The following is a 13,421-nucleotide window of genomic DNA, read 5'->3' on the forward strand; positions in this document are numbered from 1 at the left end:
AGGCCAAGAAGTTTTCCTGGGAGAAAGCGGCCAGCGCGACCCTGGCGCTCATTAAAGAGGCGGCGAAATGAAAGTTCTGCAAGTTGTCAAGCATTATTTCCCTTATCGCGGCGGAGTGGAGAGCTACACTCGTGAGGTCGTGCTTGGCCTCAAAGATATTCCCGGTCTTTCGCTTGAAGCCCTAACCGCCAATGAAACGCGACAGACCACCCGTGAAATAGTCGATGGGATGCCGGTGACCAGGGTGGCGAGTTTTGGAGAGAAGTTCTCCGTCCCACTTTGCCCAACTTTTCCGTATTGGTTGAAAAGCAGAACAGCGGATATCCTGCATTTCCAGATGCCGTTCCCCCTGGCTGAGTTTTCTGAACTGCTCGGTCCCAAAAAAGGAAAGATCGTTGTTTCCTGGCACAGCGATATTGTCAAACAGGTCTTCCAGCGGAAGCTCTACGAGCCTTTTTTGCGGAGCTTTCTAGGCAGGGTTGACAAGATCCTGGTCGCCACTCCGCATCACATCTCTTCCTCGCTTTTCCTGCCGGATTATAAGAGGAAATGCGAAGTTGTTCCGTACGGGATAGATCTTCAGCGTTTGACCGCGGTAAAACCGGACGATCCTAAAGTCCAAATATTGCGCGGGGAAGCTGAATTCGTGGTCCTTTTTGTCGGCCGCCTGGTTTATTACAAAGGAGTTGAGTTTCTGATCCGGGCGATGACCGAAGTGAACGGCCGCCTGCTTATTATTGGCGACGGACCCCTCAAGGGAGAATTGGCCGCTCTGATCGCCACGCTTGGATTGCAGGATAAGGTTCGGGTCCTTCCCAATGTCGGCGACGAAGCTCTCCCGTACTATTATCAGGCTTGCGACATCTTTGTTCTGCCGTCGATTGCCAACAGTGAAGCGTTTGGAATTGTTCAGGTGGAAGCGATGGCTTGCGGCAAGCCGGTTATCACGACCGACCTGCCGACCGGGGTTACTTACGTCAACCAGCGCGGCGTGACCGGACTGGTCGTGCCGATCAAAGATAGTTCTGCCCTAGCCAAAGCGATCAATGAATTGCGGGCCGATCCGCAGAAGCGGAGTTTTCTTGGGGAAAACGGCCGCCAGCGGGCGAACACCCTTTATAATAAGGCGAACCTTGGTCCGAATGTTTACCGGATTTACCAGGAAGTCCTCCGCTAGGATTATGTTATAATTGGGCGACAAAGGAGTTACATATGAAAGCATTAATTACCGGAATTACAGGACAGGATGGCTCGTATTTAGCCGAACTTTTGCTTAGCAAGGGGTACGAAGTTTACGGGATGGTCCGCCGGGCGAGCACCGAAAGCTCTGACCGGATCAACCATTTGATGGATAAGATCACCTTGAAACAGGCCGACCTGCTCGATCAGCTCTCGATCATCGAAGTCATTCAAGAAGTTAAACCGGACGAGGTTTACAACCTGGCCGCCCAGTCTTTCGTGCCGACCTCCTGGAACCAGCCGGTCCTGACCGGGGAGTTTACCGCTCTTGGGGTGACCCGGATGCTGGAAGCGATCCGCCTGGTTAACCCGAAGATCAAATTCTACCAGGCTTCATCGAGCGAGATGTTCGGCAAGGTCCTGGAAACGCCGCAGTCGGAAACGACCCCGTTCTATCCGCGCAGTCCGTACGGCGTCGCCAAAGCATACGGTCATTTTATTACCGTTAACTACCGTGAGTCTTATAATATTTTTGCCTGTTCCGGGATCCTTTTTAACCACGAATCGCCCCGGCGCGGCAAAGAATTCGTCACCCGGAAGATTACCGACGCGGTCGCCAGGATCAAGCTTGGTAAACTGCAAAAGCTTGGTTTGGGAAACCTGGAAGCTAAACGGGACTGGGGTTTTGCCGGCGACTATGTTGAAGCTATGTACCTGATGCTCCAACAGGCGAAACCGGACGATTACGTTATCGGGACCGGGGAGACCCACAGTGTCCGCGAATTTGTCGAGATTGCCTTCTCCCATGTCGGGCTCGATTACAAAAAATACGTTGAAGTCGACAAACGGTTCCTCCGGCCAGCCGAAGTCGATCTTCTGATTGCCGATAACGCCAAGGCCAGGAAAGTGCTGGGGTGGAAACCGAAGGTCAGCTTTGAGGGGCTGGTCAAGATGATGGTTGATTCCGACCTCAAGACCAATCAGGCGGAATGAAAGCATTTATCACCGGAATCAACGGGTTTGCCGGAAGCTTTCTGGCCGAAGCGCTGCTGAAAAGCGGCCGGCAGGTTACCGGTTCCGTCCAACCGGGTACTCCGTTGGATAATCTGGCGGCGATCGAAGCGCAATTGAAACTAATTCCCCTCGATCTTAACGATTCCTCCGCTCTTGAAAAGTTTATCGCGGCCGAAGCACCCGACGAGATCTATCACCTGGCGGCGGTCAGTAGCGTTAAAGATTCGCTCGACGATCCCCGCAAATGTTTTATCGTGAATGTCCTGGGAAGCCTGAATTTATTGGAAGCGGCCCGGCATCATCTGCCTAAAACGACGGTCGTCCTGGTCACTTCCAGCGAAATCTACGGCGAAGCGTTGAGCGAAAAAGTTTTGACCAGCGAAAGCTCGCCGATCATTCCCAAGAGCCCTTACGCGGTCAGCAAAGCGGCTCTTGATCATTTGGGAAGGGTTTACGCGAATAACTTTGGATTGAAGGTGGTCATAGCCCGTCCATTTAGCCATATTGGTCCGAGGCAAACTTCGGTGTTCTTTATCCCCTCCGTCGCCAGCCAGATCGTCGAACTGGAAAAGACCGGAGGAGGGGAGATCAAGGTCGGCAATATCGAGATGGATCGTGATTTTACCGATGTCCGCGATGTGGTCGAAGCGTACGTTCTGCTGGCGGAAAAAGGGAAAAGCGGCGAAGCTTATAACATTTGTCGCGGAGAGACTCGGCGGCTTAAGGAGCTGGTGGACCGACTGATTGCTTTGGCGAGGGTGCCGATCAAAGTGACAATTGATTCCGAACGCTGTCGGCCCTCCGACCTGACCAGTATGAAAATTGATAGTCGAAAGTTGAAAGCGATTGGCTGGCAGCCAATAATACCGATTGACACTACCCTGGCAGATATTTTGGCATATTGGCGAAAAAGAGTTTAATGTTCTATAATTACCAGTAATGGTTACAAATTTGATGGTCTTTGTTATTTCGTTGATCGGCGCCCTTGTTTTTACTCCGCTGGCTAAATGGCTTTCAAATAAAACCGGGATCCTGGATAAACCGGGTTTCCGTAAAATCCACAACCAACCCATTCCGCGGATGGGTGGGGAAGCGATCCTCCTGGCGATCGGGCTGGGATTGATCTTTTATTTTCCAAATCAGCGGGAGTTATGGTCGGTTTTGGGCTTTGCTTTCCTTTTTGTCATTTTTGGTTTAGTTGATGATGCCGATATCAAGATAAGGGCGCGCAATAAGATCCTCTCTCATCTCCTTTTCTCTTTTCTTTTTATTTATTTTTCGGGTATAACCTTGACTTTCTTTTCGGTCAACTGGCTTAATTGGCTGGTTACCGCCTGTTTTATAACTTTTATGACCAATTCGATGAATATGCTTGATGGGATGGACGGGCTGGTCACCGGCATATCCTGCATCTCAGCCGGTTTTTTCGCGATCTTAGCCGTTAACAGCGGGCAGCTTGACCTGCTTCTTTTATCGCTGGCGATCATGGGAGGGTCCCTTGGTTTTCTCCGTTATAATTTTAATCCCGCTTCGATCTTTCTGGGGGAGGCCGGGTCCACTTTGCTTGGTTTTTTAATGGCGATGCTGGCGGTCAAACTCAATATTTTCACTTTGTGGAATATCGCGCTGACACTGGGGATCGAACGCTTGCAGATAATTTCGTTTGTCGTGCCGCTGATCATCCTGGGGATACCGATCTTTGATACCTATTTTGTTTTTTCCAACCGCTTTCTCCATCGGATAAAATTCAGCCAGCCGGGGAAGGACCATTCCCATCACCGGATCCACCTGATGGGTTTCTCACAAAAAGCGACCGTCTTGACCCTCTACGCGGTCCAGATCGTCCTGGGCTCGATCGGCCTGGCAATGATCCGGGCCGATATCCAGCAGTTCTTTTCCCTCCTCCTGATCGTGGCGGTCTTCTTTGTCAGCTTTACTATGCTGCTGCTACGGGTGAAGGTTTATGAGCACAACGAACGCCCAGCTTAACGAGATATTTGCCTCGATCCAGGGGGAAGGGCTATATGTCGGCGAAAGGCAGATCTTTGTTCGTTTCGCGTCTTGCAACCTCAACTGCCAATATTGCGATTCTCCGGCCGCGCTGGAACTGACCAGGCAATACCGGGTCGAGAATGTCCCAGGGAGCCATCACTTTGAGCAGAAAGATAATCCGGTCCCGGTTGAGCGGCTGGTCCAGGAAGCGGCTCAATTCAATAAGCCAGGGCTTTTCCACTCGATCAGCCTGACCGGCGGTGAGCCGCTTTTGCAGGTGAATTTTCTCAAAGAGTTTTTGCCGGCGGTCAAAACGGCGCTCAAATTGCCGATCTACCTGGAGAGCAATGGGATTTTGTCAGAATTTTTAGCAGAGATCATTGAAGAGGTCGACATTGTGGCGATGGACATAAAACTTCCCAGCGCCACCGGTCAGTCCGCTTACTGGAAAGAGCACCGGAAATTTCTGGAGACCGCTTTTCTCAAGGAAGTGTTCGTGAAAGTGGTGGTCGGAAAGGAGTCCAAGATCAAAGAGCTGGAAGAAGGAGCGGCCTTGGTCGCTGAAGTTGACGATCGGATCCCCTTTATAATTCAACCGGTCACCCCGCATGGTCCGGTTAAACATCGACCGGACGCGGAACATCTGCTCGCTTTTCAAACGGCGGCTAAGAGAAAGTTAAGGAACGTCAGAGTGATCCCGCAGGTCCATAAACTGATGGGATTGGCTTAGAGGTTAACGATCTTCTCAAGCCACTTAATGTTTTTATCCCGCATTGGATTAAAGCCCATATCCTGAAGAGAGTGGAGGAGCTTTAATTTGTAATCGGCCGCGCTTTTGGTCAATTCATTCAACTGCGACTCGATCCACTCCCTGGCTTCTGGTTTGGCGGAGTGCAAGGTCTCGGCCTTGATCTGCCCGGTCAGCTTTTCAAACTCTTCCCGGCTGGTGCAGAGGAGACGTTTCAAATGGCGTTCTTTGATCCGGGAGACCAGGCCGTGAAGCTCGTTTTGCTCGATCGTGAACTGGTCGAAAAGGCTGGTCGAGTTGAGAAACAGCTCTTTGGCGATCTTCGAGGTCTCTTTGCGGAGCGTTTCATGTTTTTTCCGCTCTTCCCGCTTTTGATCGTCAGCCGTGACCACGGGGATTTTTTCCTCCGGCGGGACGTTGAATTCGGTCGGTTCTTCCAGCAGCTGCTCTTCGGGGGTCAGGTTGGTGATCTGCACCCGGTCCCGGGCAACGGCGATAGGTGCATGCTTGAGCATCCGTTCATGGTCTTTCCGACGGCTTTCGATTTCTTTTGGGTTCTCTTCCGGTTGAACAGAGGTCAGCTCATTTTCGACTTTAGGGGTTAAACCACGATCTAGAAAGACCTCGCCGAAATTACGGCTTGGATTGATTTCATCGCCGACACGTTCTTTGATTATTTTTCGGTCAGTAGCGGTAAAAACAGCGCCAGCATTGCCGGCGACTGCTTCTCCACCGGGACCAATATTAGGGATAATTGGGTTAATAAATTGCTCAGCCATTCTATATATTTATCGTGTTAAATAGCCAAAAACATGCGTTCAAGCGGCATTCTAGCAGACACTATAATGTAAATCAAGGAAGAGGGGTATTAAGCTGAGAGGGTTCAAGGAACCTGTCCGCCTTCGGCGGAAACTTCGCGGTTCCTTGAAATACCTTGGTTTGGAGGAAACCGTCCGCCTAGGCGGATTTAGTCGCAGGTTTCCTCCAGGCAAGTTCTCTTTGTTCAGGGTTGTTTCATCGTGCCAAGCGGTTCCTCCCCCTTGACACCCTTTTCCATTAGTGTAAAATGCCAGCAGATAAGTAAGGAGGTGGATTTTTCGATGGCAGATGTTGAAGCGTATTGCGTAAAGTGCAAAAAGAAACAGATCATGAATGACGTTAAGCAGGTGACGATGAAGAATGGTCGCAAAGCCTCCAAAGGGAAATGTCCTGCTTGCGGCACCAGCATGTTTAAGATCGGCGGTTAATTTCTCTCAAGTCGGAACACAAAAAAGGCCGGACGTTGCGTTGAGCAACGCGGTCTTTTTTGTTATAATGAACCCCCAATGCCTCACGGAAAAAAGTTTGTCCATCTTCATAACCATACGGAGTACAGCTTGCTCGATGGAGCCTGCCGGATAGCCGATCTGCTGGCCAAGGCCAAAGAGTACGGCCAGTCGGCAATAGCGGTGACCGATCACGGCAACATGTACGCGGCGATCGAATTCTATCTGGCGGCCAAAGAGCTGGGCATTAAGCCGATCATCGGCTGTGAGCTCTACGTCGCTCCCCGGACCCGCTTCGACAAAGAGACCAAAGAAGACCGTTCCCCGTTCCATTTGACCGCTCTGGCCAAGAACGAAGCCGGCTATAAAAAGCTGATCAAAATGGTCTCCCTTGCTTCGATCGAAGGTTTTTATTCCAGGCCCAGGATCGACAAGGAGCTGCTTAAGCAATATGCCGGTGACCTGGTCCTGATGTCCGGTTGCGCCGGAGGGGAGATCGCCAGGCTGATCAGGGCGGGCCATTATGATGAGGCCAAAAAGGCCGCTCTTTGGTACAAGGAGCTGGCCGGGGAAGATTTTTATCTTGAGATCATGGAGCTTGGCCTGCCGGAGCTCGCGGCTCTCAACCCGGAGCTGATCCGCCTTTCGAAGGAGACCGGCATTAAACTGGTCGCGACCAACGATGTCCACTGCGTCAACAAAGAGGATGTCTATTACCAGGATATTCTGCTCTGTATCCAGACCAACGCTTTCCACGCCGATGCCAACCGCTTCAAGATGGAGACCAGGGAGTTTTATTATAAATCCCCTGATGAAATGATCGAGCTTTTTAAAGAGACCCCGGAAGCGATCAGGAGCACGGTTGAGATCGCCGAAAAGTGCAACCTGGAGATCGAGATCGGCAAGCTTCATCTCCCGGATTTTTCTGTCCCGGAAGGGGATACCCCGGATACTTTTATGGAGAAATTGGTCTGGGAGGGGGTTAAAAAAAGATACCACGAGACGCTCAGTCCTGAAGGGAAGGTCCTCCTGCCGCCGGAGATCATTGATCGGGTCAAATACGAGCTTTATGTTATCGAAAAGATGGGGTACGCCGCCTACTTTTTGATCGTGCAGGATTTTATTAACTGGGCGAAGTCGAACGGGATCGAGGTCGGTCCGGGAAGGGGTTCGGCGGCCGGGAGCATTGTTTCCTACGCCCTGGGGATAACCAACATCGATCCGCTCAAGTACGGCTTGATCTTTGAGCGTTTCCTGAACGATGAACGTATTTCCATGCCTGATATCGACGTCGACTTCTGCTTTGAACGCCGCGGGGAAGTGATCGAGTATGTGGCCAAAAAATACGGGAGCGACCACGTTGCCCAGATCGTCACCTTTGGGACAATGGCGGCCCGCGGCGCGATCCGCGACGTCGGACGGGTCCTGCAGGTCCCGCTCCCGGAAGTTGATAAGATCGCCAAACTGGTCCCCTTTGGCCCCGAGGTTGATCTTAAAGGGGCATTGGAAAGCGTCAAAGACCTGCGAGCCCTCTATGATGGCGACGCGAAGATCAAGCAACTGCTTGACACGGCGATGAAGATCGAAGGGATGGCCCGCCACGCCTCGGTCCACGCGGCAGGGGTCGTCATTTCACAGAAGCCGGTCTCGGAGTACGCTCCCCTGCAGAAGCTGGACGAGAACGTTATCGTCACCCAATACACCATGACCGACCTGGAAAAGATCGGCCTGCTCAAAATGGACTTTCTCGGATTGCGCAACCTGACGATGATCGCTTATGTCCGCGACCTGCTCAAGCTGACCCAGGGGATCGAGATCGACCCGAACACTGTTCCTCTTGATGATGAAAAGACCTATCGACGGCTGGCTGAAGGGGATACGATGGGGATCTTCCAGCTTGAGAGCCAGGGGATGAGGACCCTGATCAAGTCGCTTAACCCGACGACCTTTGAAGAGATCATCGCCCTGCTCGCCCTCTACCGCCCCGGACCTCTGGAATCAGGAATGGTTGATGATTTTGTCAAAAGAAAACACGGGAAGATCCCGATCCATTACGATCTCCCCCAGCTCCAGCCGATCCTGCGCGAAACTTACGGAGTCATCCTTTACCAGGAACAGGTCATGGAGATCGCCAGTAAAATTGGCGGATTTACCATGGGGCAAGCCGATATTCTCCGGGCCGCTATGGGGAAGAAAAAGGTCAAAGAGATGGCTCGCCAAAAAGAGTTCTTCATCGATGGGGCGGTCAAGAAAGGGATCTCCAAGGCGAAGGCGACCGCGCTCTTTGACCTTTGCGCAAAGTTTGCCGGTTACGGTTTCAACAAATCGCATTCGACCTCGTACGCTTTCATCTCTTACCAGACAGCTTACCTGAAGGCCAATTATCCGGTCGAGTTTATGGCCGCCCTTTTGACCTCGATCATCGGTAATACCGACAAGACCAGGCTCTATATGGCGGAAGCAAAAAAAATGGGGATCAAGATCCTCCAGCCTGATGTCAACGAAAGCGAAAAAAACTATACCGTCACCAAACAGGGGGTTCGCTTCGGTATCGGGGCGATCAAGAACGTCGGGATCGCGGCGATCGACTCCATTCTGGCGGCCAGAAAAAGCGATGGTCCGTTTACTTCGATCGAAGATTTTCTCCGCCGGATCGACAGTCGGGCGGTCAACAAGAAAGTGATCGAGAGCCTGATCAAGTGCGGCGCTTTCGATTCGCTCGGATTGGGGCGAGCCTACCTGATAGCGAATCTGTCCAGGATCATGGGGGATGTCAATGCCCAGCAAAAAGAGCTGGCGAGCGGGCAGGAGATGCTTTTTGGCGGCGGAGGGGAGATGCCCAAATTCAGCCGTCCGACCTCTGGGCCTGCCGCGGTTGACGTTCCGGAATATTCTCCGGAAGAACTCCTCCGGCTGGAGAAGGATTTTCTTGGCCTTTATATTTCGTCCCACCCGCTTGATCATGTTCGTGACGCTCTGGAAGGGATGGCGAGCGTCCAAGTGATCGATATTCAGGATATGAAGGAAGAACAGGTGGTGACCATTGCCGGGATGCTGACGAACAGCCGTAAGGTAGTGACCAAACGGGGAGACAATATGCTGATCGCGGCGATCGAAGATCTCTCCGGCCTGGTCGGCCTGGTCGTTTTTCCAAAAGTCTACGAAAAAGCGGCCCCCTTTCTGCTCGACGACGAAGTGGTTGTGATAAAAGGGAAAACCAACCGCGATTCACGGACCGAAGAATTAAATGTGGTCGCCGAGAGCGTGGAACCGCTAAAGGGTTTTGAAAAGACCCGGACCCTCTTTATCGAACTGGTTGATTTTTCCAACCAGCAGGTTTTAACCCAGCTTCGTTCCCTGCTTGGGCGCTATCCCGGAGGGGATCCGGTAATAATCAAGATGGATGGCCAGAGCGTTGAGCTTGGCCCTGAATTCCGGGTGGCGATCGACCCAACGGTGGTGGAGGAATTGGAAAAGCTCTTGGGTAGCGGCTCGGTTGATGTTAAAATGAGCGTGAGGAAGAGGGAAGCGGCGAAGGCCTAATCAGGCTCGGAACCTCGGAAACCTGCCGCAATATTCCACCAGAGGCGGACAGACGCCCCTGAAGACTTCAGCGAAAAGATAATAATTTAATATGAAAAAGAAAACATCCAATAATCAAATTGCTATTTATCAGAGCCCTGGTGGCGCGCTTGAGCTCAAAGCTGACGCGGGGAAAGAAACTATCTGGGCTACGCAGGCGCAGATCGCTGGGATATTTGGCATTGAGCGTTCGGTGATCACAAAACATATTAGCAATATTTTAAAAGACAAGGAGCTCAATCAAAAGCAAGTATGTGCAAATTTTGCACATACTGCCGAAGACGGTAAAATATACCAGGTTCAATTCTATAATTTAGATGTTGTCTTGGCCGTGGGCTATCGGACAAATTCACCAAGAGCAATCGAATTTCGCCGTTGGGCGACCAAAATACTGCATGAATATATTGTCCGCGGCTATAGTATTAATCGTAAGCGCATTGTCAGGAACTACGGCTCTTTCATGAGGGCGGTGGAGAGTGTTCGTGCTATATTACCGCCGGAATCCCAGGTTGATACGGCAAGTATTTTAGAGTTAATTAATCTCTTTGCGGACACTTGGTTTTCGCTAGCGGCTTACGATAAAGGGAGTTTTGGTAAGGGCAAAATTACCAGGAAAAAGGCGGTGCTTGCGGCGGCCGATCTTTCGACTGGGATTGCCGAACTTAAAGCACAATTATTTAAGAAGGGGGAGGCGAGCGAATTATTTGCTTTAGAGCGGGGTCGTGGCTCGTTTGAGGGTATTGTCGGCAATGTGATGCAGACCTTTGGAGGAAAAGACCTTTATCCTAATATTGAAGAAAAAGCGGCTCACCTGCTTTATTTTATAGTCAAGAACCATCCATTCGTCGATGGCAATAAACGGAGCGGAGCCTTTGCTTTTGTTTGGTTTTTAAGGCGTATGGGCAGATTGAACGTTACTCGTTTGACACCTGCCGCTTTGACCTCTATAACTCTATTGATTGCCGAAAGCCATCCCAAGGAAAAGGAGAAAATGGTTGGGCTGGTTGCGATGCTGATAAGGAAATAATGGAAGAGGAAAACGTGAAACGATAGTTTAATTAAAGGAGAATAACAATGGATATCAGCAAAATTAAGTTCGATGATAAAGGTTTGGTCCCGGTGATCGCCCAGGATTATAAGGATGGAACGGTCCTGATGCTCGCTTACATGAACAAGGAATCTTTGCAAAAGACGCTGGAGAGCAAAGAGATGGTCTACTGGTCGCGTTCCCGAAAGGTCCTCTGGCACAAAGGGGACACCTCCGGCCATATTCAAAAGGTCAAAGAGCTCTATTACGATTGTGACGGCGACGCCCTGGTCGCCAAGATCGAGCAGGTTGGGAATATTGCCTGTCACACCGGTAACCGGATCTGTTTCTTCAACAGGCTGATCTAAATGTTGGCAAAACTCTTTTATATTGCCGCCGGCGGAGTGATCGGCGCTCTGGCCCGCTACATTCTCTCGGCCGGGACGCACAAACTCTATGTCGGCCCTTTTCCGCTTGGCACGCTCCTGGTTAATTTAAGCGGTTCGCTGGTGATCGGTTTGTTGTGGGGAATTTTTGACCAGTACGACCTGTCGCACAATTGGCGGCTCTTCTTTTTTGTCGGGATCCTGGGGAGTTACACCACTTTTTCCAGTTTTGGGCTCGATACCTTTCATCTTTTCCGCGACGGGGAGATGACGCTGGCGGTTTTAAATATTTTGTTGAACAATGTTCTGGGGATTTTGCTGGTCTTTATTGGCTACGGGATCACCCGGTTGGTTTTCAGATTCATTTAAATCACCGGCTTAATTATCTCTTTGTATTTGCCTAAAGGGAGCCCTTCTAATTTCAGCGGGCCGATCGCGACCCTGACCAAACGGAGGCAGGGGAGCCCGACCGCGGCGGTCATTTTCCTCACTTGGCGGTTTTTTCCTTCTCTAATAGTTAGCTCGATCCAGGAAGTTGGGATATTTTTTCTAAATCGGATCGGCTTCGATCGTTCCCAGAGCTTTGGCTCTTCGATCGTTTTGACCCTGGCCGGCATAGTTTTATAACCCTCGATTAATATTCCGGCGGATAGTTGGGCCAGTTGTTCCTTGGTTGGTATCCCTTCGACCTGCGCCCAATAGGTTTTTTCCACTTTATTTTTAGGATTGCTGATCCGGTGGTTCATGGCGGTGTCGTTGGTCAGGAGCAGGAGCCCTTCGCTGTCGTAATCGAGGCGGCCGACGGAATAGATACCGGGGACCTTGATGAAATCTTTGAGCGTTTTCCGTCCCAGTTCGTCGGTGAACTGGCAGAGGACCTCAAAAGGCTTATTAAATATGGCGTATTTAAGCATTTAAATTCTCAAGTAATAAGTGATTGTATTTTTCAGAAAAACAAAAGTTTAGCTTAAAGGGGTGATATCCTGATAAATGACTCCAGATCCTTGCTTTTAGTGGGATATTTAGACGCTCTTCCTCTGATATTTGTTTAATATAACCTGATACTAGCCGATTATTCATTTTATCAGAAAAATCTTTTGGGGAGAGAATATCAATCACATGAATGTTTAAGTTGGATATATTATCAGCAATAAGCTGATTGATATGGAAATCGTTGAAACTATATCCAATAATTAACAAATGTTTATTGGTTTTTAATGCGTCTTTAAATAATTTGCGATACCAATCTGTTATTATATGCTCGATTGATTGCTTTTGTTTGCTAAACCCTTCGCCCAAAATCATTAGATTGTCGTTGTTGTTTGTTAGCCAATCTATTGAGCCATGAAGTTTTATATATTTAATATTTCTTTTGTCATCCAAATCGAAATTATTAATATCTGTTTTTACCGCTTTATTGGATTTGAAACTAATTGGAACAATAGTGTTGTTATCTTTAAAGGCTGGGGCACAAGGTCTAACTATTTGTCTTGTTCTTGAGCTAAAATATGGAAAGCATTTTTCAACAAATAAATCATGATTTAAGGTGAAGAAATAGTCTATGTTTTTTTCAAGAAAAATCAAAAAAGCGGTTTTTGTTGTATTTTCGTCTGTTCCTTTTATTGTATGACTAATTAGTAATTCTTGTTTGTCAAAAACTTGAATAATTGCTTTTTTGAGTTCGGCGGCTTCAATGATGGATAAATGATTATTTTTTTGGGCATGTTCATAAAGCTTTTCATAGTTATAGCTTGTATCCCACTTAAGAAGATGATTTTTAAGCTTTTCTGAAGATTGTACTTCCTTGCTATTAAATAGGAGAGACCAAATGTCATTAACAAGTAGTCCTCCAAAATTACAGGTAAAACCAGCGCCTGTTAATAATGTTGTATTATAATTATTCATAAATGTATTATATCAAGCATTTTTGGCTATTCGCGCGTTTACTTCATTCTTTCCTATGATTTGTCCCCATTTCTTTGACAGCAAAGAAATGGGGGAAAGAAACTGCTTAAGGGGATACCCCCTTAAGAATCCCCAGCCTTCAAAACGCCCCCGCAACAACCTGATCTTAGTAGGGTTGTTGCTAACCCCGCCCCCTCAAGGAACTGACCTTACCCCATCTTCCGTACCATTATGAATTAGAGTAATTCCCGCTGCAAGCCAACTCTTTGGCCACCTCCTTTTCTGTAAATTCCTCTGGCGTCAGATAGCCCAGCGAACTATGC

Annotated in this window: 13 protein-coding genes; 10 read left to right on the forward strand and 3 right to left on the reverse strand. The window is 49.3% G+C overall.

What is annotated here, in order from left to right; all coding sequences use genetic code 11:
- Nucleotides 1-67 precede the first annotated feature (67 nt).
- Genes KKF06_01290 through KKF06_01310 form a run of 5 tightly spaced genes read left to right on the forward strand, consistent with a single transcriptional unit; the run spans nucleotide 68 to nucleotide 4,915 of the window.
- Nucleotides 68-1,177, forward strand: coding sequence for a glycosyltransferase (locus KKF06_01290; protein MBU1616400.1), 1,110 nt, complete (start codon nucleotides 68-70; stop codon nucleotides 1,175-1,177).
- Between the two features lie 35 nt (nucleotides 1,178-1,212).
- Nucleotides 1,213-2,172: a GDP-mannose 4,6-dehydratase gene (gene gmd, locus KKF06_01295; protein ID MBU1616401.1), complete on the forward strand. Its 960-nt coding sequence runs from the start codon at nucleotides 1,213-1,215 to the stop codon at nucleotides 2,170-2,172.
- Nucleotides 2,169-3,113 carry a GDP-mannose 4,6-dehydratase gene (locus KKF06_01300; protein ID MBU1616402.1) on the forward strand — a complete coding sequence of 315 codons (945 nt, stop codon included), beginning with the start codon at nucleotides 2,169-2,171 and terminating at the stop codon, nucleotides 3,111-3,113. Before gmd ends, KKF06_01300 begins: the two co-directional genes overlap by 4 nt.
- Nucleotides 3,114-3,132: 19 nt before the next feature.
- Nucleotides 3,133-4,182 (forward strand): undecaprenyl/decaprenyl-phosphate alpha-N-acetylglucosaminyl 1-phosphate transferase, encoded by a 1,050-nt coding sequence (locus KKF06_01305; GenBank protein MBU1616403.1) that lies wholly within the window; start codon nucleotides 3,133-3,135, stop codon nucleotides 4,180-4,182.
- Entirely contained in the window at nucleotides 4,157-4,915 is a 759-nt protein-coding gene (locus tag KKF06_01310) for a 7-carboxy-7-deazaguanine synthase QueE (protein MBU1616404.1), read from the forward strand. Before KKF06_01305 ends, KKF06_01310 begins: the two co-directional genes overlap by 26 nt.
- Here KKF06_01310 and KKF06_01315 read toward each other — a convergent pair.
- Nucleotides 4,912-5,712 carry a hypothetical protein gene (locus KKF06_01315; protein MBU1616405.1) on the reverse strand — a complete coding sequence of 267 codons (801 nt, stop codon included), beginning with the start codon at nucleotides 5,710-5,712 and terminating at the stop codon, nucleotides 4,912-4,914. The two genes, KKF06_01310 and KKF06_01315, sit on opposite strands and share 4 nt — an antisense overlap.
- Before the next feature lie 321 nt (nucleotides 5,713-6,033).
- Here KKF06_01315 and KKF06_01320 point away from each other — a divergent pair, with 321 nt between their 5' ends.
- From KKF06_01320 to crcB, 5 genes are all read left to right on the forward strand, one after another.
- Complete coding sequence (locus KKF06_01320) at nucleotides 6,034-6,180, forward strand: hypothetical protein (protein ID MBU1616406.1); 147 nt, start codon at nucleotides 6,034-6,036, stop codon at nucleotides 6,178-6,180.
- A 78-nt stretch (nucleotides 6,181-6,258) separates the two neighbouring features.
- Nucleotides 6,259-9,741: a DNA polymerase III subunit alpha gene (locus tag KKF06_01325; protein MBU1616407.1), complete on the forward strand. Its 3,483-nt coding sequence runs from the start codon at nucleotides 6,259-6,261 to the stop codon at nucleotides 9,739-9,741.
- A 91-nt stretch (nucleotides 9,742-9,832) separates the two neighbouring features.
- Nucleotides 9,833-10,807 carry a virulence RhuM family protein gene (locus KKF06_01330; protein MBU1616408.1) on the forward strand — a complete coding sequence of 325 codons (975 nt, stop codon included), beginning with the start codon at nucleotides 9,833-9,835 and terminating at the stop codon, nucleotides 10,805-10,807.
- Nucleotides 10,808-10,854: 47 nt separating this feature from the next.
- The gene (hisI, locus tag KKF06_01335) at nucleotides 10,855-11,175 is read left to right on the forward strand and encodes a phosphoribosyl-AMP cyclohydrolase (GenBank protein ID MBU1616409.1); all 321 of its coding nucleotides are present in this window, start codon (nucleotides 10,855-10,857) and stop codon (nucleotides 11,173-11,175) included.
- Entirely contained in the window at nucleotides 11,176-11,562 is a 387-nt protein-coding gene (gene crcB, locus KKF06_01340; GenBank protein ID MBU1616410.1) for a fluoride efflux transporter CrcB, read from the forward strand. It begins immediately after the preceding gene.
- Here the strand turns inward: crcB and KKF06_01345 are convergent.
- A complete protein-coding gene (locus tag KKF06_01345; GenBank protein MBU1616411.1) occupies nucleotides 11,559-12,107 on the reverse strand; it encodes a pseudouridine synthase in 549 nt (182 codons plus the stop codon). The genes crcB and KKF06_01345 overlap by 4 nt on opposite strands.
- Nucleotides 12,100-13,098: an SIR2 family protein gene (locus KKF06_01350; GenBank protein ID MBU1616412.1), complete on the reverse strand. Its 999-nt coding sequence runs from the start codon at nucleotides 13,096-13,098 to the stop codon at nucleotides 12,100-12,102. Before KKF06_01350 ends, KKF06_01345 begins: the two co-directional genes overlap by 8 nt.
- Nucleotides 13,099-13,421: the final 323 nt, after the last annotated feature.

This window comes from Candidatus Margulisiibacteriota bacterium, from assembly GCA_018822365.1.
Lineage (GTDB): Bacteria > Margulisbacteria > WOR-1 > O2-12-FULL-45-9 > XYB2-FULL-48-7 > XYB2-FULL-45-9.

Coding starts and splice junctions, on each gene's coding strand:
- KKF06_01305 (MBU1616403.1), top strand. CDS start 3,133: ATGGTTACAAATTTGATGGTCTTTGTTATTTCGTTGATCGGCGCCCTT.
- KKF06_01310 (MBU1616404.1), top strand. CDS start 4,157: ATGAGCACAACGAACGCCCAGCTTAACGAGATATTTGCCTCGATCCAG.
- hisI (MBU1616409.1), top strand. CDS start 10,855: ATGGATATCAGCAAAATTAAGTTCGATGATAAAGGTTTGGTCCCGGTG.
- gmd (MBU1616401.1), top strand. CDS start 1,213: ATGAAAGCATTAATTACCGGAATTACAGGACAGGATGGCTCGTATTTA.
- KKF06_01315 (MBU1616405.1), bottom strand. CDS start 5,712: ATGGCTGAGCAATTTATTAACCCAATTATCCCTAATATTGGTCCCGGT.
- KKF06_01290 (MBU1616400.1), top strand. CDS start 68: ATGAAAGTTCTGCAAGTTGTCAAGCATTATTTCCCTTATCGCGGCGGA.
- crcB (MBU1616410.1), top strand. CDS start 11,176: ATGTTGGCAAAACTCTTTTATATTGCCGCCGGCGGAGTGATCGGCGCT.
- KKF06_01325 (MBU1616407.1), top strand. CDS start 6,259: ATGCCTCACGGAAAAAAGTTTGTCCATCTTCATAACCATACGGAGTAC.
- KKF06_01350 (MBU1616412.1), bottom strand. CDS start 13,098: ATGAATAATTATAATACAACATTATTAACAGGCGCTGGTTTTACCTGT.
- KKF06_01320 (MBU1616406.1), top strand. CDS start 6,034: ATGGCAGATGTTGAAGCGTATTGCGTAAAGTGCAAAAAGAAACAGATC.
- KKF06_01345 (MBU1616411.1), bottom strand. CDS start 12,107: ATGCTTAAATACGCCATATTTAATAAGCCTTTTGAGGTCCTCTGCCAG.
- KKF06_01300 (MBU1616402.1), top strand. CDS start 2,169: ATGAAAGCATTTATCACCGGAATCAACGGGTTTGCCGGAAGCTTTCTG.
- KKF06_01330 (MBU1616408.1), top strand. CDS start 9,833: ATGAAAAAGAAAACATCCAATAATCAAATTGCTATTTATCAGAGCCCT.